This is a genomic window from Microbulbifer maximicatervae (SeqCode), from assembly GCF_052467305.1.
In genome coordinates this window covers 2,279,270-2,298,581 of record NZ_CP174306.1, presented here as the reverse complement: position 1 = coordinate 2,298,581, position 19,312 = coordinate 2,279,270, and the positions used below count along the sequence as shown (strand labels likewise).

Genomic DNA, 19,312 nt, shown 5'->3' with positions numbered 1-19,312 from the left:
GCAATTTATAAAATGGAAAAACCACCGGCAATGATTACTGCTGGTGGTTTGATTGATTGACTAAAGCCTTTCCCTGACTAAAACATGCCTCGCAATCCAACACTAAAGTTCCGCCCCGGCAGTGGAGCAAGTTCCTTTAGGAAGGATGAATGCACGTAAGCTAACTCGTCAGTTAGATTGTTAGCCTTCAGGTAAACGGTGAGGTCGTGTTGGCTTCCTTGAAAAGTGTATGCAAGCTCAGTATTCAAAAGTGTGTAAGCAGCGGTGCTGGTTTCCAGTTCTGATACTTTGTTTTGCTCAAACGCGTGCGTAATCTCAATTCCTGCATCCCATCCATTGGAGCTATAACTTAACATACTGCCCAATCGTGCAGGTGGAATGCGAGGCAGGTTACCTCCGTCATCTAACTTTCCACGAACAGTGTCTCCCCACAGTGTTAATGTGAGTGGCTTGGATATTTGCCAGGCAAATTCAGCTTCTAGCCCGTAGAGTGTCGAATCAGCTTGATCGAAGACATAAACGGGTAATTCGCCATGATCGTGACTCTCTTCTTCCTCATCGTGACCATGCTCTTCAATATCTTCGCTGGTGTAGCCCGTATTTCGCTCGTAGTAGAAATTATCAACCTGGTTGTAGAATAGATTCAGCACCCAGCCGATATTTCCGGAATGCCGGCGAAAACTGAGGTCAATGTTGTTGGAAACCTCTTCCTCAACATTGTTCTCGTAGTAAAAATAGGGCTCTTCTGTGTCATCCAGTCTAAATAGTGCGCCGACTTCGAAGGTGCTGGTGCCAATATGGGGACCATAAGAAAAAAGTTCAGCGGCACTGGGTGCTCGTTGGGCGTGAGTAAAAGAGATGCCGGCATTGTAATTAGCAGCAATGTCCCAGACCAAGCCGGCAGAAAAGCTATAGGGTGTGAAAGCTAACTTATCGAGATTTCCCCCCTCCCAGTCATCATCGGTGGTTTCGATAGTGACTCTTTCGATTCGGGCTCCTAACTGCCATAGGAACTCTCCCGTGTGCTTTTCCTGTATTAGCCCAATCGCTGAGCTTTCCGTTGTGCTCGGCGGAGTGAATGCCTCTTCGCCTATTGCTTCAAAATCGGTGGTTTTGCTTTCCAGGGTTATTGCACCACGCCAGCCGGCCATCTCTTGCAGCAGCAGGTTGACCCGTGCTTGCAGTGTTTGATTACTGAATGTCGTACCGATAGCGTTGTTTTCGATCTCAGAATGTTCGTAGTCTGTGTAGCCAATTCTGGCATCCAGGCCGCTCAACCATGGGTTATCCAGTGACAGTTCGCTAGCCAATTGCCAGCGGTCCTGTTTCAAGTCAGAGACTACTTCTAACTCTTCTTCATGCTCGTCATGATGCTCTGACTCATCTTCCTCGTGTTCCTCATGTTCTTCAGCGTGCGAATGGCTGTGCCCGGGAATACCGTTAATTCGCTCCAGGCGTCCATAGGCAAGGCCGATTGAACCATTATCTAAAAACCAATTGCCACCGATGTTGAACCCTTTGCTTTTTGAGTCACTGTTCTCTAATACCCCACTGGATTCTTCGCCATAGTCGCTTGAGGTGGGAATTTCATAGTCGTCACCTTTGCGCCAGAAGCTGTCCACGTGATACGCCAGCTGATCATTGCCGCCGGTATGAGTCAGCGAGGCTTCGCGCTCATCTGCCACGGTATTGCTGCCCAGCGAGTAAGCGGTCCTGTTTTCACTAGAGGTAGGGATCCGCTCATCTACAACATTGACTACGCCACCAATGGCTCCTGAACCATAAAATAAAGTGGCAGGCCCCCGCAGGATTTCTATCTGCTCTGCAGTAATGGTCTCAGTGGCGACGACATGGTCTGGGCCAACTCGGGAGGCATCAGCGCTATCGAGCCCATTTTGGGTAATCAGAACGCGGGGGCCGTTGAGTCCGCGGATAATGGGACTACTGGCTACTGGTCCAAAGTAACTGGAATGAACCCCTACTTCATTCTTGAGGGTTTCTCCCAAAGTGGAGGCTTGTTTTCGACGCAGCTCTTCGCCGGCTACCACTGTTACTGGTTGTGCTGATTCAATGGTCGAAGCATGTAATGGCGTGGCTGTTACGTCAATTTGCTCGATAACAGTGTGTTGCAAGGTAACCTTCAGGGGCTCATCCTGACCAGCTTGTAAAATTACTGTCTTATGGCTGTGCCCCGGGGCATTGATATGGATCTCGCGGAGCTGTGAAGTATTCACCTCAAGTGAAAATCGGCCCTGCGCATCTGTTTGTGCCTGCTGTCTACTTCCCGCGACTTCAATACTAGCGCCATAGATGGGCTCTCCAGAAGAATCTAATACCTGGCCGGAAATCCCATGGGCCAGGTTAGATAGGGTCATCAGTGCGAAAAGGTTCGCAGTAAGTTTCATGAGTTATTCCTTATAAGATTTTTACGTCCAAGTGCACGCTAGTTACTCGTCGGCGGACCCGAAATCGAAAGTGAGTAGCAGTCGCAGTTGGCCGGGCTCGACACTCGGCGAGCGGTGGATTAGACCGGCCCCTTCATTGCCCTCCCAGAGTTCGCCTTTGAGAAGGGCAACCGAGCCGCATGCCAGGTGATTGATGGAAGTTGGAGGGAATTCCTGGTTAGCCTTTAAGTTGAGCGTATTTGGGTCAATAGAGTCTGGAGTCAGCCACTCTGTACCTGTACCTAAATATGTCGTAATCAATCGGCAGGGCACCCGATCTACATGAAACTTGGGGCACATTGCACCGTTCAGGGTTGTTAAACGAATACCGACTCCACTTAGCTCAAATAGGTAACTGAACATATCTGCCAGTAGCTGGATATCAGCACATAGGTGCGGGTAGGGCTTAAGCTCCGGTAATACTTCAGCGAGACGGTCAATCTTGGTGGTGGGAAGCAGAATCCGGCGGTTGGGGTGTACACCACTATTTAAGAGGGTGCGGCAATCACTGGCTATGCTACTGGGCAGTTCCCGTTGCCAGATGGCCATATTGATATCAGCTTGGAAAATATCTGTTAAAACTTCTCCAATATCTGCAGATACGGCCCGACGGATATTTGGCAGGTCTGCCTCTGACAGTCCTTCTTCTTTCGGAGCCAGTTCAGCACTTGGAGTTTGTGTGATAAGTGTCTCATGGCTTCTTTCTGTAAAGTCGGTCAGGCTCAAGCTAATCTCCAATTAAGTAACTTCGGCTAATAAACACTATTTTCAGAGGCTTTAATTGCTTTGCTCTCTGCTGTGGCGGGCGCTGCAATACCTAAATTCCTCACTCGCACTACCCACTCCTTAATGTAGGTGATGATATAACATATCATATTGAGAATGGTCGGCCTTGGCAACCTCCAACATTGGGGTGAATCAAGCTTGAAGACCGAATTCATCAGGAGTTCTGATAGCTGGAGGGAACCTTGGTGAGACGTATTGACCACTGCCTGGCGCAAGTAGATTATTCGGCGATGTTCTTTTTAGCAGCAAAACTGTTTATCGCAGATTTCTTTCTTGCTGTCGTCGTAATTCACATTTTGCTCAGATTTGACTGGATTAAAATGATATAGTGTATCAATTGTGTGTTTATGGTTTATCCCACTTGAGTGGAGGAGCCAGGGAAATAATGGCAATGATTGGCAGGATTTAGCTAGGGGTGCAGCTTCGTGCCGGCCTGCAGCCGGGGAGGGTGTGTTACTCTGTCAGCCTGCCGTGTTTATGAGTGAATTTTCGGTGTACCGGAAAAGACAGGGTTAGCGTTGGGAAGTACCCAAAATTAACCTGTTATTTTTTAAATATTGCTGAGTAAATATGAAGATCAATAATTCTATTGTTTACGGGGTTGCAACTGCTGCGTTATTTGCTGGAGCGAGTTGCGCCAGTCTCGCTGCAGAGAAAGAGAGTGTTTCAACTGAAGGCATGTGGCAACCTCACCAGTTGCCTGAGCTGTCCAAAGAGCTTCGGACTCATGGCCTGGAGCTGGACCCAGCCAGCATGACCAAGCTTACCGAATTTCCAATGAACGCGGTGATCAGCCTGGGAAACTGTTCTGCTTCCTTTGTCTCTCCCACGGGATTGGTGATTACCAACCACCACTGCGCCTACGGTTCAATTTCATACAATTCAACTGAATCCAAGGATTTACTGGCTGAAGGTTTCCTGGCCGGAGATTTGTCTGAAGAGCTGCCTGCTGCACCGGGCTCCCGCGTCTACGTCACCGTTGCAATGAACGAAGTAACGGACAAGGTTAACGAACGCCTGACAGATGAGATGGATGGTGCTGCACGTTTTGCCGCAATCGAAGAAGCGGAGAAGGCGCTGGTTTCCGAGTGTGAAAAAGATCCGGGCCATCGCTGTGAGGTCTATAGCTACTACGGCGGTTTGAATTACTACCTGGTTAAGCAGCTGGAAATCCGCGATGTGCGTTTGGTTCATGCGCCGGCGTCTTCGATTGGCAAATTCGGCGGCGATATCGATAACTGGATGTGGCCTCGCCATACCGGCGATTACGCTTTCTACCGCGCCTATGTTGGCAAAGATGGTAAACCGGCTGATTATTCCAAAGATAATGTCCCTTACGAGCCCAAGCACTACCTGCCCGTAGCGGCAAAAGGCCCTAAGGAAGGCGATTTTGTGATGGTTGCCGGTTACCCTGGCCGCACTAATCGCTATCGCACCGCCCAGGAAGTGGAAAGTAATTTTAATTGGTATTACCCAAACATGCAGCGGGTATTGGGTGAGTGGTCAGAAACGATTGGTGCGGCTACCGCCGACAATAAAGATGCAGAGTTAAAGTATGCCAGTCTCGTGGCAGGCTTGAATAATTACTCTAAAAACTTTACCGGCATGATGGAGGGATACCAGCGTAGCGATCTATTGCAGCGTAAAGAAAAGCTGGAAAAAGATTTGCAGGCCTGGGTGGATTCAGACAAAGCCCGCCAGAAAAAATACCAGTCTACTATTGATGACCTTGAGGCACTGGTTGTAGAAAAAGAATCAACCCGTGAACAGGATCTCGCCATCGATTATATGGATCGTTCAGCTATGCTGGGTTCCGCGAGCAAACTGTATCGTTTGGCTAAAGAGAACGAAAAACCTGATGCTAAGCGCAAGCCGGGTTATCAGGAAAGGGATCTGACCCGATTCACAGAGGGCATGCGTCGTATTGAACGCAGCTATCACCCATCAGTCGACAAACAGATCTGGCTTTATTTCCTGGACCGTTACCAGGCGCTCCCTAAGGAGCAGCGTATAGCCAGCTTTGATCGTTACTTGAATATCGGCAAAGGCAATACTGACTTAGAGGCAACTCTCGACAAAATGTATAAGGAAACAGAGCTTTCCAATGTCGAGGTACGTGAAGCGTGGATCGGTAAAAAGCCCGAAGACTTCAAAGAGAGCAAGGATCCGTTTATCCAGCTGGCAGTGGCCATGTACGATGATATGCTTGCCCGTGAAGAGCATGAGGAGTCCATGAAAGGGCGCTTCGCTCAATTGCGCCCACAGTATATGGAGATGCTGATAGATTATTACCACTCCTTAGGTAAGCCGGTCTACCCGGATGCAAATAGCTCTCTTCGCGTGACTTATGGCCTGGTTAAAGGCTATGAGCCACCAGCTGGAACAATTAAAGAGGCAGCAGATGGTAATGACGGTAAACAAGGCTTTGTACCTTTTACAACATTGCGTGGTATTAAGGCAAAGTATACCGGCGAGGACCCCTTTGATGCTCCCAAGGCTTTGATGGAAGCGATCGATAAGAAGAACTATGGCCGCTACTATGAAAAGCAGCTGGATTCAGTACCGGTTAATTTCCTAAGTACCGTAGATATTACGGGCGGTAACTCAGGATCTCCGACAATGAATGGTCGCGGCGAGCTGGTGGGAGTCGTATTTGACGGAACATACGATAGCATCAATGCTGATTGGGACTTCACCGATAGCACCCGGGCGATTCATGTCGACATCGCTTACATTCTCTGGGTAATGGAGAATATCGACGGTGCCGGATACCTGGTTCGGGAGATGGGCCAATAGCCGGCAATCGATGAAGTAGTGTCCTCGGGTGAGCAGCGCTCGCCGGGGACATTATTCTGCGTAAGGTTGTATGTTATCCACTTCCATACTGTAAGCCGCAGTTCCGAACTCGCTTTCTATTTTCAATGTTCTCAGTTTCCCTTCTATAGAGAAAGGTTCGTACAGAGCGTCAACTTGAACTCCCTCAGAAAAACTGCCATGGATAACCTGATTTGGAGGTGGGGGCGGCAGGTGGATACAGGCTCCGAAGTAGGGAACAAAAAGGAAATTGGAAATTGTTAATTCGTCATTGAATTCAATTGGAACTATAAACCCAGCAATACGTATCTGTTGATTGTCGAACTCTGGTTTTATTCGGGTGGAAGTCAAAGCGGCTTGGTAGCGGCTTTCATTTTCGCTCGTAGAGGCAATAGCTGATGTGTCAGGCATTGAGTCGGCAGTGGAGCCTTCAACAATATCATCTATGTATTCTGGTGGGTTGAGTAACGCATCCAGATCATCTTTTGGGATTAACTCTTCCCAGCTGACTTCACGATAATTGATACTTACCTGTTTGACTTGAGTATCTTCAGCGACTGGCGCTGAAACTTGATTGGTTTCAACTGGGCTATCACAGCCAGCTACGAGTAGTACGATTGCCAGGGTGCAGGCTGATGAGAAGAGATATCTGTTCATGGCTGGGGTTTATTTATCGTATTAAATGATTTGATATATCATTATATATCTGTTTGCAAAAATCCATGCTGCAAATGAGGTGCAAGATGAATGCTTTCACTACGAAATTGAAACTAGCGGTTGAAGTGGAGCAGCTGCGCTTCGCCTATCGTACAGGTCCTTCGGTTTTAGAGGTCCCTTATTGGTCAGTGCCTGTCGGTGAGCAGGTATTTTTACGTGGCCGCTCCGGTAGTGGTAAATCAACACTGCTGAACCTCCTGGCCGGTATTCTGTCAACAAAAGTTGGAAGCCTTAAGGTTCTGAGTCAACCACTGGGTACACTGAGTGAGCGCAAGCGGGATCGCTTCAGGGCGAGACATATTGGCGTTGTATTTCAGCGCTTTAACCTAATTCCCTATTTGAGTGTGGAGGACAATATTCGTGTCGCCACCCACTTTTCTGGTTTCCGTGGCGATTTTCGCGGCAGGGTTAATGAGCTGCTAACGGGACTCTGTTTAGGAGAGGAAATTTTACCCAAGAAAGTGGCCAGCTTGAGTGTCGGACAGCAACAGAGGGTGGCAATCGTGCGGGCATTGATCAATGAACCGCAGTTATTGCTGGTTGATGAGCCTACATCTGCTTTGGACCCTGAAGCGAGAGATGCTTTTGTCCAGTTGTTGATGACTGCATGTCAGCAAAAGAAATGCACTCTGATCTTTGTCAGCCACGATAGCTCTTTGGAACGACACTTCCCTCTGGTTATGAATATGCGCGAAATAAATATTGCCTGGAAACTTAGGCCCGAGTGGGACACTGCACCGGAGGCTTTAGCCGATGTTTTTTAAACTTGCTTGGCAAAGCCTGATGCAGCGTAAGGGTAGTGTGTCACTGGCCGTATTGTCTGTAGCAATCAGTTTGATTCTAATGTTGGGGATCGAGCAGTTGCGAAGCCATACTAAAAACAGCTTTAGTCGAACTGTGTCAGGAGTAGACCTTATTGTTGGGGCGCCTACGGGACAATTGAATCTCTTGTTATACAGCGTATTCCATATTGGGAATGCCAGTAATCATATTTCATGGGATAGCTACCAGGAACTTTCTCACTTACCCCAGGTAGGTTGGGCGATACCCCTATCCCTGGGGGATTCGCACCAAGGTTACAGGGTGGTGGGAACCTCAACGGGATTTCTCGATCACTATCGGTATGGGAATAAGAGGCCATTGGAGCTATCAACCGGCCAGAATTTTATCGATACTTTTAGTGTCATATTGGGGGCGGAGGTCGCTCGGGAACTCAACTACCAACTTGATGACACTCTCACATTGGCGCACGGTTTGGTTGGAACACGCTTTACTGAGCACGGTGAAAATCCCTTTGCCGTTAGCGGAATACTCAAGCCTACTGGTACACCAGTAGATCGAGCACTCTATGTGAGCTTGGCGGGACTGGAAGCTGTTCATGGTGTTAACGTGGAGCACGATGATCTGGTGCCCACTAATATTACGGCCTTCTTACTGGGGCTTAAATCCCCTATGGCGACATTCCAGGTGCAGAGAAAAATAAATGAATATTCCAAGGAACCACTATTGGCAATTCTGCCGGGCATTGCATTATCGGAGCTTTGGCAGATATTGGGTGGTATAGAAAGGGTATTATTTTTTGTTTCTGCTCTAGTGGTTTTCGCTGCATTACTTGGCCTGTGTATCTTACTGCTTTCTACGATGCGCGAACGTAGATCTGAGATTGTACTGCTGAGGACTATAGGTTCTGGTCCTTTGTTTCTATTTTTACTAATCCAGTCTGAGGCACTATTGGTTTTACTTTTAGGTGTAGTACTTGCTACTTCTGGGTTGATATTGGGGGGCTGGCTGGTTGAACCAATACTGATAGATAAATTTGGGGTTTACTTGGATGGCATTGTGATAGGTGAACATACTATCGTGCTTTTAGTTTTAGTCTTGGTGAGCACCTTAATTGTGGCTGCATTTCCCGCAATAAGCGCATGTCGTCAGTCTTTAGGGGATAGCGATTTTCTGCGTTGACTAGGTGATTAGGCTGAGTTAACCCCACACTAGTAGCACCTTAAGTTATTGATATTAGAAATAACCAAATATCTTTTATTTTGTGGATGATACTAGTTTTGTAATTTCTATATATTTGCATTGTTGCCTTTCTATACCATTCGTGATCCTATTTCCAGGCTGCAAATTTTCCTGTCATGGGAAATGTTTATATCCCATGCCTTATAGCAGCTCACGAGCACTATCTAATAATTTTTCGTAACAAGGAAATAGTTTTGAATAGGATAATACTAACAATCTTAATGTTGCTGGGTAGCCTCAATATATTTGCTTCAACCCCGGATATTGAGCAGGCTAAGGACTCTTTAGAGATTGTAAAAGAATTAACCCCATGGCCTTGGGAAGAGCCGGTAACTCCAATTCTTGAAGAGTATATGGCAGCTGAATTTGATCAATACTCGGGGATGGCAAAATCCCACTATATGGTTGAAGAATTACTGATGCACAAGTGGGGCCAGTCAATCACAGAATTTATTGTATTAGCTGAGCTTCTGTATACGTTTCAGCCAGAAGATTACCAGGAGCAATATAGGCCGGAATTTGATGCCGCTATTGCCGACCTGAATCTATTCAGATTGGCAATTAATGAGTTACTGCTTCCCCATGTGCCCGGTTATAAACTGAAACAGCAAATTTTGACTAAACGCTTTGATGGCGAGGGTATGGTAATTGCTGTCTTTGATTTGTTTGATCCGACACGCTTACAAGAGCAGCGCGAACAGTATCCCAATATTGAAGCAGAAGTTGCATTTGGTGATCCCATTACTTTCCTTCATGGTAACACCGTAATTGATATCATTTTGGATATTGCTCCTAAGGCAACTATTGTACCCGTTAGTGCTGAGAGCAAAACTTATAATGATGCAATGGCCTATATGCGGTATCGAGATGACATTAGTGTGATCAATATGAGCCGTGCATTCCATATCACCAATGACCAACTAGACCCAGAGTTTGCAGAGCATCTTTCCGCTATTTTACAAAGTAAGATTTTTACCAAGTCACTAGGAAATACAGGTACGGATCTTGAGCATAACAACTCCGATGTGAGAGAGCGCTTGGAACTACCGCCACTCGGCAGCTTCTTTACCTATGACCTGGATTTAATCAGGGCATTCCTTGCTCAGAATGAAGGGCAGACCGGTGCTGAAAATTTGTTTTTTGCAATCAACCTCCAGCCATTCTCAAATGAGATCTCACTTACGGCGACGGTTCCGGGTTACAACCCCTTGGCTATTAAGCAGAGCTTTGCTATTGCCGGCGATGCAGTATATTCAGCTTCCAGTCAAAACTTTGAGTCCGGTAGCTCTTTTGCCGCTCCTCAACTAGCGGCTGTGAGTCTATTGCTCCTTGAAATGGCAGACTACTATGGCCTTAGCAGGGTAGAAGCTGCTCAACTAGTGAGCAAGTCATTGAAAGATAATGCTCGCCGCAGTTGGCTAGGTGATCACAACACCGGGCTTGGGTTCGTTGACGCCCACCGGGCTATGAGCACTATTCTGAGAGCGAATAGCAAATAAGCTTGATTTAGTCATCGAGTTGAATGAGAGTGCGCTGGCAGGTTGAATATTTGCAGCCTGCCAGTTACCTGTATAGATGGTACTGTGGGTAAAGGAAGTGAATAGGAATAGGAGTGAATATTGAACATACTTTCCGCTCATATGGGGTCCTCATTCAATGAATTATCTCCACTGTTGCAATTTGCACACACTGGGATGAAGAGGTATGAGGGTTCTGTTGTCGTCAAACGAGGTGGGGTTATTGCGAATACTATTTGTTCAATATTTAGATTCCCGAAGGCGAGTTCAAGTTCGCAGTTAGTTGTTGATTGTGGACATTTTTCCGATCGGATGGATTGGGTGAGAGATTTCGATGGGTTCAAGATGAGCTCATCATTTTATTCAGAAAAAAATTATCTGGTGGAAAGGCTCGGCCCTTTGGAAATGCAGTTTACCGCTCATAATGTCAACGGAGCACTTGAATATCAGTTTTCGAAAACGAAGCTATTAGGTATACCTTTGCCCAAATTTCTTTGGCCCAAAGTCAAGGCTTATGAAACAGAGAGTGAAGGGCAGTATCAGTTCAGTGTTAGTGTGCACATGTTTTTAGTGGGGTTCATTTTATCATATGCTGGCGATCTGAAAATTACGGAGCCCACTTGATTTAAAATGCCATTAGGGAAGAGCGATCTCAGTAACAAGCTCTTCCCCAACTACAATACCTTACTTACCTGGTATCAGAGGATTCCGCTAGTCCCTTCAGGAGTTTCTGGCTATCTGTATGAGCGCCAAAGACACCTCCCTGCATAGTAATCATCTTGAGAGCCGACTCATGGTTGCCGATGTCGGTAGCCCCAGTGCAGTCTGATAGAAGCAGGCACTCGAATCCTCGATCATTTGCTTCCCTCATGGTGGTGTGTACGCATACGTCGGTTGTAACGCCCACGAGAATCAAGTTATCTATCCCTTTAAGCTTGAGTATGAGCCCAAAGTCTGTAGAAAAGAAGGTACCTTTGCCTGGCTTATCAATAATGACCTCACCAGCTTTGGGCGCTAGTTCAGGGATCACGTCCCAACCAGGTTCCCCTCTGACTAAAATACGTCCACATGGTCCCGGGTCGCCGATACCCGCAGCAATTTGTCGTGAGCGCCAGCGTTTGTTTGGAGGGAGGTCAGAAAGGTCGGGGCGATGTCCCTCCCGGGTGTACATAATGTGGTAGTTTTCTGCCCGCATCGCATTCAATACTTGCTGGATGGGTTCGATGGGCTTGCGCATTGCCTCCAGATCATATCCCATCTTGTCGACATAGCCGCCGGGGCTGCAAAAGTCCACCTGCATATCAATAACCACGAGAGCGGTGTTTTCTGGCCTGAGATCCCCATTATATGGCCACTTGTATGGGTTGGCCTCGACAGGGCCATTCTTGTCCGATGAATCTGAAGTGCTCATTGTCAAGGCCTCTACTTATTGATAGAGAAAGTGATTGCTAATGGATAATAGCGTTGATTGAGAGCTTGATTGAATGGCAAGGCTTTATCGGGCGCACAATTCTTGCTTAGGTGAGGCATAGCTGGATTTGCATAAGTAATAAGTGCTCATCTGGTAGTGGTTTTAGGCGTATCTCTCCTATATCTTTTATTCATGAAAGGCCAAAAATATTGTGACATCTATTTTTGTGTATACGGTTCTCTTCAAGTATTTGATCAAATTTAAAAGGCGATTTTTATTCGTATATCTAGCATATGAAATTGCGAATGCGATTTTATTGTGCGCTAAATATCTACAAACAAGATCACGGTTGGATAGTTCAAGCTTACTTCTATATTACGGTTCAAAGAGTTTGTTCTACTGATATGTGGAAGTGAAGCGTCATACTTTTTTTATTGAAAAATTATCTATATCATCCTGCGGGTCATTTTGAGTGAATTTTAGCGGAGCTTACTTGGTACTCCCATCTGATTAAGAAATATAGGGATTAAAAAATGCCCGCTTTTGTATTCATCTTTGAAGTTAAGAACCGTTTTTGGATGTAAGTAGTTAAAGGAAAGTTTGTGGAAAATCTTAAGAAGGGAATTTTCGCTGGTGTTGCATTACTGATTATCCCTATCACCATGGGGACCGTTTTCACGGTTGACGAGGGTCACGTAGGAATCGTAAAGCGATTTGGCAAGGCAGTTTCACAGGTTGATCCCGGAATTCATACGAAAGTCCCATTTATGGATAATGTGGTCGAAATCGAAGTGAGAACCCGGAAAAATGTTGAAACGATGAATGCCGCCACCGCAGAACAAATGCCGTTAAAAGCAGTGACCGCGGTGAACTGGACGGTAACTCGCAGTGCAGCCATAGATTTGTATAAGCAATATGGCGGTTTGGAACAATTTGAACAGCGGATTCTCGATCCCAGGCTGAGAAGCGCCAGTAAAGCTGGTCTGGCTGAATTCAAGGCAGAGCAGATTATCCAGAACCGGAATGCAGCAATTCGACGGATTGAGGAACTCTTGGAGGAGGAAACCAAGGGGTTGCCTATGGAATTGGGAGATGTACAGATTGAGAGCATCAGCTTGCCTCCCAAGTACATCCAATCTATTGAAACCAAGCAGACAGAGTTGAACTTGGCGGCTGCCGAAAAGCATAAATTGGAACGTCAAAAGCTGGAAGCGCAACGTGAGGTGAATACTGCTAATGCGCGCCGTGATGCCACCAAAGCTAAAGCAGATGGTGAAGCCCATAAGATTCGTGTAGAAGCCGAGGCGGAAGCTTTTGCGATTCTGGAGAAAGGGGAAGCGGAAGCTGCAGCGATTAAAGCAAAAGCTGATGCGATTGCCAGAAACCATACCTTGGTTGAATATATCCGCGCGCAGCAATGGAATGGTCAGATGCCTTCAACGATTATGGGTGGCGATCAGCCAATTCTGTGGGATATGGGGAATAACTCAGACCGCAGAAATTAAGATAGCCCAAAGCTAGAGCTTTGCTTGCTTTTTACACAAAAGGTTTGGTGCTTATCAATAGGAAGCACCAAACCTAGTTTGTTCAGTTGGCAGTATTTCTTAAATTCTAAATGATGGTACAGTCATTACTTAATGAGGACTGTTTGTTAGTCTCGTAGTTACTTGACTTGCCAATTAACTCCTCCCAATATCCGAAAGGTACTTTTCGGTGTGCTTATTACCCGGTATATCCTGATTAAATTTATTGATGTTCCTCGGGTATCACGCACTCTAAATCAAGGAGATTCCGGTTGAAACACTTTATATGGTTCACCACTGCTGCAATATTGGTTTTTGGCGTCAGCAACTCGGTGATTGCAGAAGATGGGGGCTCATGTAGCAAGTTATGTACTTTTGTGCTCAAGAATAGTCGGACCTCAGAATATACGGTAATTAATAGGGAGAGGGCAGCCAGGCAGTTCACACCATTCTCTACTTTTAAGGTTCCCAATACCCTAATTGCACTTGACTTGGGTTTAGTTGAGAACCTGTTACAAGAGCTAACCTATAATCATGACAAATACCCGGCTAAAGCGTGGTGGCCTACAATCTGGTCAGAAAGACCTTTGACAATTCGCGAAGCATTTCAAAATTCAGCGGTTCCGATCTATCAGCAATTAGCAACGGAGATTGGCGCTAAGAGAATGAATCAGTATTTGGCAGGTTTTAATTATGGTAATCGGGATGCTTCGTCTGGTATTGATACCTTCTGGCTCAATGAGAGTATCAAAATATCAGCGTTGGAGCAGGTAGACTTCTTGGAGCGTTTATTTACTGGTCAATTACCTGTATCGCAGTCAGCTATAGATAAATTTAAAGAAGTGATGCTGGTAGAGGAGACCGATGCCTATAAGTTATATGCAAAAACAGGAGGAGGGCCATTAGCTAAGAATAAGGCTTTAGGTTGGTATATTGGAATTGTAGAGTCCAATAACAATATTCATTATTTTGCGATTAACATAGATGGCAGTAGTTTTCGGGAAGTACAAAAGAAAAGAATTGAAATTGCCAGAAAGAAACTATCTGAGTTGGGGGTTATTTAGGCTCTTTATAGCGAAGCTGTGGTACGTCTGTTTTTGCAATGGTTAGGGCTTTTTGATTGATTGTTGTGAGTCAATCGGCATAATGGCGATCAAATTCACTTTCATATGGGGCTTCCTATGGGAACTCAAGCTGTAAAAGTTATATTTGCTTTATTCATCAGCACCTTTTGCTCATTATGCCTGGCTGCCGATAAAGTAGCCAATTTGGATAAGCTTCTGCTTGTATCGGGTTTCACCAATCAGGTTGAGGGGTTTCCTGAGCTAGTAAAATCTGGATTTGCGGAAGGCGTACAGCAGGGTGCACCAATTCCTCAGGATAAACTGCAAAAGATTCTTGAAAGTGCAGATAATACAATTTTGCCGTCCATCATCATGGATGAAGTGCGCTCGTCACTGAGTACTTCTTTGACCGATAAAGATGTTGAGGTCTTATTGGCTTGGTATGAATCAGATATCGGTAAGAAAATTACCAAGGCTGAAGAGGAAGGAAGCTCTGAAGAGGCATTCCAGAATTTGATGGCTAATGCACAGCAGTTGATGGCTGACACAAAGCGCGTTGAAATGGCAACTCGTATTGATCAGCTTGTTGGTGCTACCGATATGGCGATGGAGATGCAGGCCTCTACGGGTATTGCTGTCTATTCCGCAGTGATGGCAGTGATGGCTCCCGGCCAAGAGATCAATTTAGATGCTTATAAGGCACAAATGGAAGCAATGAAGCCCCAGATGCGTCAAAATGTTGAGCAATTTGTTACTCTCTCTTTCGTGCAAACTTATCAAGGCTTCGACGATGCAAGCTTAGCGAAATATGAGAAGTTCTTGAGCCAGCCAGAAGCTAAAAAATTCAATTCCTCTTCAATGGCAGGGCTTAATAAAGCTTTAACACAAGTAATCGGCCGTTGGTCCGGTGATATGGCTTCTATACTTAAAAACGAAGCGAACTGATTATGGGGTAGGGAGCTCCTGAATATCTTTATACTTCTTAATTAGAGTATTTAGGGGGTTCTCGGCCTACCGCCTGCATCCATATTAGCTGTAAAGGAAGCAGGCGGTATGACCATCACACTTTTACCTTTCCGTTCTATACCCTAAAGTGAGTCTCATAGGCTTGTCAGTTATTTAATAAAATAGCTTGTCAATTCAAATCATTATATTCTCTTGCACTTCTACAGTCCGATTAGCTGGAATGCGGTAATAGTCGATAGCACTACTTGAATTCCTTACCATGGCGGCAAAGATCCGCTCTCGCCAATTTGCCATTTTGCTATAGCCGCCTTTAACAGGAAATATGTTATATCGGCAGGTAAAGAAAGAAGACTTACTTGGATCTATATCCAAAAGGTGCATTTTGTTGAGTTTATTTATGGCCCCTTCGACATCTGGGCGTTCCATATATCCATAACGTAATATTAGCCTGAAACATCCCTCTCTGATCTTGCTAATGATTGCTCGGTTCTTTGGGAGTACTTTTGGTGTGTTGGCCGACGTAACGGTTAGGAAAAGATTCTTTTCATGAAGGACACTATTGTGCTTCAAATTGTATATCAGGGCATGAGGTACAAAGAGTTGATTGGTTCCCACAAATATTGCAGTTCCAGGTACTCGTAATGGGGGATTATCAAAAAGTGAGTTTAAATAGGGCTCTAATTTAAAATTTTTCCCCTGTAAGTAACAATTTATCGCTTTTTTTCCATCTCTCCAAGTAATCATCAGCATCGCAATAAAGGCGGCTAAACTTATAGAGAACCACCCCCCGTGGCCTATCTTTGCCAGGTTTGAAGTAACAAAGGCAAAATCAATAAAAGCAAAGAATGAGCCGACAGCCAGGCAAATTATCAGATTGTATTTGAGGTAGTGACGATACACGATTGCTGCAATGCAGGAGGTAATCAACATTGCGCCACTCACTGATACACCATAAGCACTAGCCAGGTGGACTGAGCTTCCAAAGAGAATTGCCACCAGTATTACCGCTGTCATTAATAGGTAATTGACACCGGGCATATAGACTTGTCCCGCGAGTGCTGATGACGTGTGCCGGATGGCAAAACGGGGCATCAAGCCAAGTTGGATTCCTTGTTTTGTCAGGGAGAAGGTCCCCGAGATACAGGCCTGGGAAGCGATGCAGGTTGCTACAGTTGCAAGAATAATCATTGGGTAGAGCGACCAGTCCGGGTACATCCGGTAAAAGGGGTTGTCTACCGCAGAGGTGTCACTAATAAGTAGAGCGCCCTGTCCCATATAGTTCAACACCAGGGCGGGGAACACCAAACCTATCCAGGCAATTCTTATAGGCATACGTCCAAAATGCCCCATGTCGGTATATAGAGCCTCTCCTCCGGTAAACACCAGTAATACTGCACCTAATATCCAGAATGAAGCCATGCCATGGTTAGTGAGGAAGCTCAAAGCATGCAGCGGATTGACGGAATGGAGGATTACAGGGTTTTGGAGCACCCAGTAAAGGCCCGCGAGCAGCAAAACTAAGAACCAGATGGCGGTGATCGGGCCGAACAGTTTCCCCACGGTTTCGGTGCCGAAGCGTTGCACAAAAAACAATCCAAAGAGTATGCCGATAGAAATTGGCAGGATAAACGGTTTTAGAGTCTTGTTGACTATCTCCAGTCCTTCGACTGCGGAGAGAACGGAGATGGCTGGTGTGATAACGGCATCACCAAAAAATAGTGCCGCCCCACAGATCCCTCCGCCGATAATAAGCTTTCTTAATAATTCTCGCCCTTTTGTCGCTTCCAGGGCCAGTGTCATCAGCGCCATGATCCCACCTTCCCCTCGGTTGTCCAGGCGCATTACCAATATGACGTACTTAATAGTGACAATGAGGGTAAGTGCCCAGAAGACAGCAGAGACCCCACCAATAATGGTCTCGGTGTTATGGGGAATTCCAAACCGGGGGTGGAAAATCAGTTTAAAGGCGTAGAGTGGGCTAGTGCCGATATCACCAAATACAACCCCGAGAGCGGCAAGTGATAGAACCCAGTGTTTTCTTGCGCCTTCTGAGCGAGATTCCATTTGCAACTCTTATCATCCGGTGTCATACAAAGGCAGTGATTTAATACTTATCAGGGAGTTTGCTGTCATCAATTGGATGGTGGGTATCAGCGCGCAAGAAATTAATTTTCCCTGAGACTGATCTTAGCAATACATTGCTAAGGCACCATGTGAGCTACTGTGCAGGGTGCAAACTTACGAGCCGATAAAGTGAGATGTAAGAGAGGTATCCGTGTAATTGAGCAATAGTGTCAGGCAGTTATAAAAACAGCTCTTTTGGCGGAGATCTTATTGTTAGTAAGGCGGGACTACAGGAGCCTCCCCAATGAAAGCATCGGACCTTTTTATTCGTGCCCTAGAGAAAGAGGGCGTTGAGTATATTTTCGCGATTCCTGGTGAGGAAAACCTGGATATGCTGGAGTCCTTGCGGGGCTCAAAGATAAAACTAATTGTCACGCGCCATGAACAGGGTGCCGGTTTTATGGCTGCTACCTATGGTCGGCTTACGGGCAAACCAGGTGTCTGCATGTCTACTTTGGGTCCGGGGGCCACGAATCTTGTGACAGCCGCAGCCTATGCCCAGCTCGGTGGAATGCCGATGGTGATGGTCACCGGTCAAAAACCTATCAAAAGTTCTAAGCAAGGGCAGTTTCAGATTATTGATATTGTTGACATGATGCGCCCCCTGACCAAATTCACAAAGACAATCGTGGGGGGCGACTATGTGCCAGCTCATGTCCGTGAAGCCTTTCGGCAATCTGAAGAGGAGCGGCCGGGGGCAACCCACTTGGAATTTCCTGAAGATATTGCCCGTGAACACTCCACCATGCCGGTCTTGGAGCCCAGCTATAACCGCAGGCCAATTGCCGAAGAGAAGGCAGTGCGCAAAGCTGCAGAAGCGATTGAGGCATCCCGTAAACCGCTGCTGTTGGTGGGAGCAGGCGCAAACCGTAAATTAACCGCCAAAATGTTGCGCAAGTTTGTCGACAAGCTGGGTATTCCGGTGGTGACAACTCAGATGGGTAAGGGAGTAATTGATGAATCGGGACCGCACTTTATTGGCAATACCGCGCTATCCGACGGGGATTTTGTTCACCGGGCCATTGAGCAGGCCGACCTGATTATCAATGTGGGCCACGATGTTGTAGAAAAGCCGCCTTTCTTTATGCGTCCCGGTGGCCCGGAAGTTGTACATATCAACTTCAATTCAGCGCAGGTGGACCCGGTCTACTTCCCACAGATAGAGGTGGTTGGCGATATTGCCAACAGCTTGTGGCAGCTGGACCAGCACTTGGAACCCCAGGGTCACTGGAGCTTTACCGATGCGCACCGTATCCGAGCCGCGCTTCAAAAGCATATCCAGGAGGGCTCAAATACCACCACTTTCCCAATTCGTCCGCAACGACTGGTAAAGGATCTCCGCGAAGTGATGCCGGAGAAGGGCATTATTGCGCTTGATAATGGCATGTTCAAAATATGGTTCGCGCGGAATTATCCTGCTTTAGCCCCGAATACCGTGCTGCTCGACAACGCACTGGCAACGATGGGGGCGGGCTTGCCTTCGGCAATGGCTGCCAAGTTAGTGTGTCCAGACCGCCGTGTGGTCGCAATTTGTGGGGATGGGGGCTTTATGATGAACTCCCAGGAGATTGAAACGGCAGTTCGATTAAAGCTTGACCTTATCGTACTTATTTTGCGCGATGATGCCTACGGTATGATCAAGTGGAAGCAGGCCATGATGGAGTTTGATAACTTTGGTCTGGATTTTGGTAACCCTGATTTTGTCGACTATGCAAAATCCTATGGTGCTCATGGCCACAGAATAACGGCCACGGATGAGTTTAAGCCGATGATAGAAAAATGTTGTAGGGCGGGCGGGGTCCATCTCGTGGATGTGCCCGTGGATTACAGTCACAACGACCGTATCCTGAATCATGAGATTCGCGAGTTGTCGAGTAAGTTGTAGGGGTAGCCGGCTCGGGTAAGGTAGTTGTAACAGGGAGGT

15 protein-coding genes are annotated in these 19,312 nt (G+C 46.5%); 10 read left to right on the top strand and 5 right to left on the bottom strand.

Annotated elements, in window-relative coordinates:
- Positions 1-77 precede the first annotated feature (77 nt).
- Positions 78-2,405 (bottom strand): TonB-dependent receptor, encoded by a 2,328-nt coding sequence (locus ACJJI4_RS10145; protein WP_444927978.1) that lies wholly within the window; start codon positions 2,403-2,405, stop codon positions 78-80.
- 42 nt (positions 2,406-2,447) lie between these two features.
- Positions 2,448-3,170 carry a DUF1826 domain-containing protein gene (locus tag ACJJI4_RS10140; protein ID WP_444927977.1) on the bottom strand — a complete coding sequence of 241 codons (723 nt, stop codon included), beginning with the start codon at positions 3,168-3,170 and terminating at the stop codon, positions 2,448-2,450.
- Positions 3,171-3,415: 245 nt separating this feature from the next.
- On the opposite strand from ACJJI4_RS10140, the gene ACJJI4_RS10135 reads away from it, so the two are divergent.
- Positions 3,416-3,559, top strand: a complete 144-nt coding sequence (locus ACJJI4_RS10135; RefSeq protein ID WP_444927976.1) for a hypothetical protein — start codon at positions 3,416-3,418, stop codon at positions 3,557-3,559.
- Positions 3,560-3,800: 241 nt separating this feature from the next.
- A complete protein-coding gene (locus ACJJI4_RS10130; RefSeq protein ID WP_444927975.1) occupies positions 3,801-6,026 on the top strand; it encodes a S46 family peptidase in 2,226 nt (741 codons plus the stop codon).
- 51 nt (positions 6,027-6,077) lie between these two features.
- Here the strand turns inward: ACJJI4_RS10130 and ACJJI4_RS10125 are convergent, their stop codons facing one another.
- Positions 6,078-6,701: a DUF3299 domain-containing protein gene (locus tag ACJJI4_RS10125; RefSeq protein ID WP_444927974.1), complete on the bottom strand. Its 624-nt coding sequence runs from the start codon at positions 6,699-6,701 to the stop codon at positions 6,078-6,080.
- Between the two features lie 86 nt (positions 6,702-6,787).
- Here ACJJI4_RS10125 and ACJJI4_RS10120 point away from each other — a divergent pair, with 86 nt between their 5' ends.
- From ACJJI4_RS10120 to ACJJI4_RS10105, 4 genes are all read left to right on the top strand, one after another.
- Positions 6,788-7,525 (top strand): ABC transporter ATP-binding protein, encoded by a 738-nt coding sequence (locus tag ACJJI4_RS10120; RefSeq protein ID WP_444927973.1) that lies wholly within the window; start codon positions 6,788-6,790, stop codon positions 7,523-7,525.
- On the top strand, positions 7,515-8,723 hold the full coding sequence (locus ACJJI4_RS10115) for an ABC transporter permease (RefSeq protein ID WP_444927972.1): 1,209 nt from the start codon (positions 7,515-7,517) through the stop codon (positions 8,721-8,723). The genes ACJJI4_RS10120 and ACJJI4_RS10115 overlap by 11 nt, the downstream gene beginning before the upstream one ends.
- Positions 8,724-8,977: 254 nt before the next feature.
- Positions 8,978-10,282 carry a S8/S53 family peptidase gene (locus ACJJI4_RS10110; protein WP_444927971.1) on the top strand — a complete coding sequence of 435 codons (1,305 nt, stop codon included), beginning with the start codon at positions 8,978-8,980 and terminating at the stop codon, positions 10,280-10,282.
- A gap of 120 nt (positions 10,283-10,402) precedes the next feature.
- Positions 10,403-10,924 carry a DUF4166 domain-containing protein gene (locus ACJJI4_RS10105; RefSeq protein ID WP_444927970.1) on the top strand — a complete coding sequence of 174 codons (522 nt, stop codon included), beginning with the start codon at positions 10,403-10,405 and terminating at the stop codon, positions 10,922-10,924.
- A gap of 64 nt (positions 10,925-10,988) precedes the next feature.
- On the opposite strand, the gene biuH is transcribed toward ACJJI4_RS10105, so the two are convergent.
- Positions 10,989-11,711, bottom strand: coding sequence for a biuret amidohydrolase (gene biuH / locus ACJJI4_RS10100; RefSeq protein ID WP_444927969.1), 723 nt, complete (start codon positions 11,709-11,711; stop codon positions 10,989-10,991).
- 602 nt (positions 11,712-12,313) lie between these two features.
- Between biuH and ACJJI4_RS10095 the strand changes: the two genes are divergently transcribed.
- The 3 genes from ACJJI4_RS10095 to ACJJI4_RS10085 all read left to right on the top strand — a co-directional run bounded on the left by ACJJI4_RS10095 (position 12,314) and on the right by ACJJI4_RS10085 (position 15,243).
- A complete protein-coding gene (locus ACJJI4_RS10095) occupies positions 12,314-13,216 on the top strand; it encodes a prohibitin family protein (RefSeq protein ID WP_444927968.1) in 903 nt (300 codons plus the stop codon).
- Between the two features lie 290 nt (positions 13,217-13,506).
- Positions 13,507-14,298: a penicillin-binding transpeptidase domain-containing protein gene (locus ACJJI4_RS10090; protein WP_444927967.1), complete on the top strand. Its 792-nt coding sequence runs from the start codon at positions 13,507-13,509 to the stop codon at positions 14,296-14,298.
- A 117-nt stretch (positions 14,299-14,415) separates the two neighbouring features.
- Entirely contained in the window at positions 14,416-15,243 is an 828-nt protein-coding gene (locus tag ACJJI4_RS10085) for a DUF2059 domain-containing protein (protein ID WP_444927966.1), read from the top strand.
- Positions 15,244-15,438: 195 nt separating this feature from the next.
- Here the strand turns inward: ACJJI4_RS10085 and ACJJI4_RS10080 are convergent, their stop codons facing one another.
- Positions 15,439-17,328 carry a potassium transporter Kup gene (locus ACJJI4_RS10080; protein WP_413662144.1) on the bottom strand — a complete coding sequence of 630 codons (1,890 nt, stop codon included), beginning with the start codon at positions 17,326-17,328 and terminating at the stop codon, positions 15,439-15,441.
- A gap of 304 nt (positions 17,329-17,632) precedes the next feature.
- Between ACJJI4_RS10080 and ACJJI4_RS10075 the strand changes: the two genes are divergently transcribed.
- A complete protein-coding gene (locus ACJJI4_RS10075) occupies positions 17,633-19,273 on the top strand; it encodes an acetolactate synthase large subunit (RefSeq protein WP_444913937.1) in 1,641 nt (546 codons plus the stop codon).
- Positions 19,274-19,312: the final 39 nt, after the last annotated feature.

What these genes read in the sequence shown, in the direction of transcription:
- ACJJI4_RS10145 (WP_444927978.1), bottom strand. Translation starts at nt 2,405, where the DNA reads ATGAAACTTACTGCGAACCTTTTCGCACTGATGACCCTATCTAACCTG.
- ACJJI4_RS10130 (WP_444927975.1), top strand. Translation starts at nt 3,801, where the DNA reads ATGAAGATCAATAATTCTATTGTTTACGGGGTTGCAACTGCTGCGTTA.
- ACJJI4_RS10125 (WP_444927974.1), bottom strand. Translation starts at nt 6,701, where the DNA reads ATGAACAGATATCTCTTCTCATCAGCCTGCACCCTGGCAATCGTACTA.
- ACJJI4_RS10120 (WP_444927973.1), top strand. Translation starts at nt 6,788, where the DNA reads ATGAATGCTTTCACTACGAAATTGAAACTAGCGGTTGAAGTGGAGCAG.
- ACJJI4_RS10115 (WP_444927972.1), top strand. Translation starts at nt 7,515, where the DNA reads ATGTTTTTTAAACTTGCTTGGCAAAGCCTGATGCAGCGTAAGGGTAGT.
- biuH (WP_444927969.1), bottom strand. Translation starts at nt 11,711, where the DNA reads ATGAGCACTTCAGATTCATCGGACAAGAATGGCCCTGTCGAGGCCAAC.
- ACJJI4_RS10085 (WP_444927966.1), top strand. Translation starts at nt 14,416, where the DNA reads ATGGGAACTCAAGCTGTAAAAGTTATATTTGCTTTATTCATCAGCACC.
- ACJJI4_RS10080 (WP_413662144.1), bottom strand. Translation starts at nt 17,328, where the DNA reads ATGGAATCTCGCTCAGAAGGCGCAAGAAAACACTGGGTTCTATCACTT.
- ACJJI4_RS10075 (WP_444913937.1), top strand. Translation starts at nt 17,633, where the DNA reads ATGAAAGCATCGGACCTTTTTATTCGTGCCCTAGAGAAAGAGGGCGTT.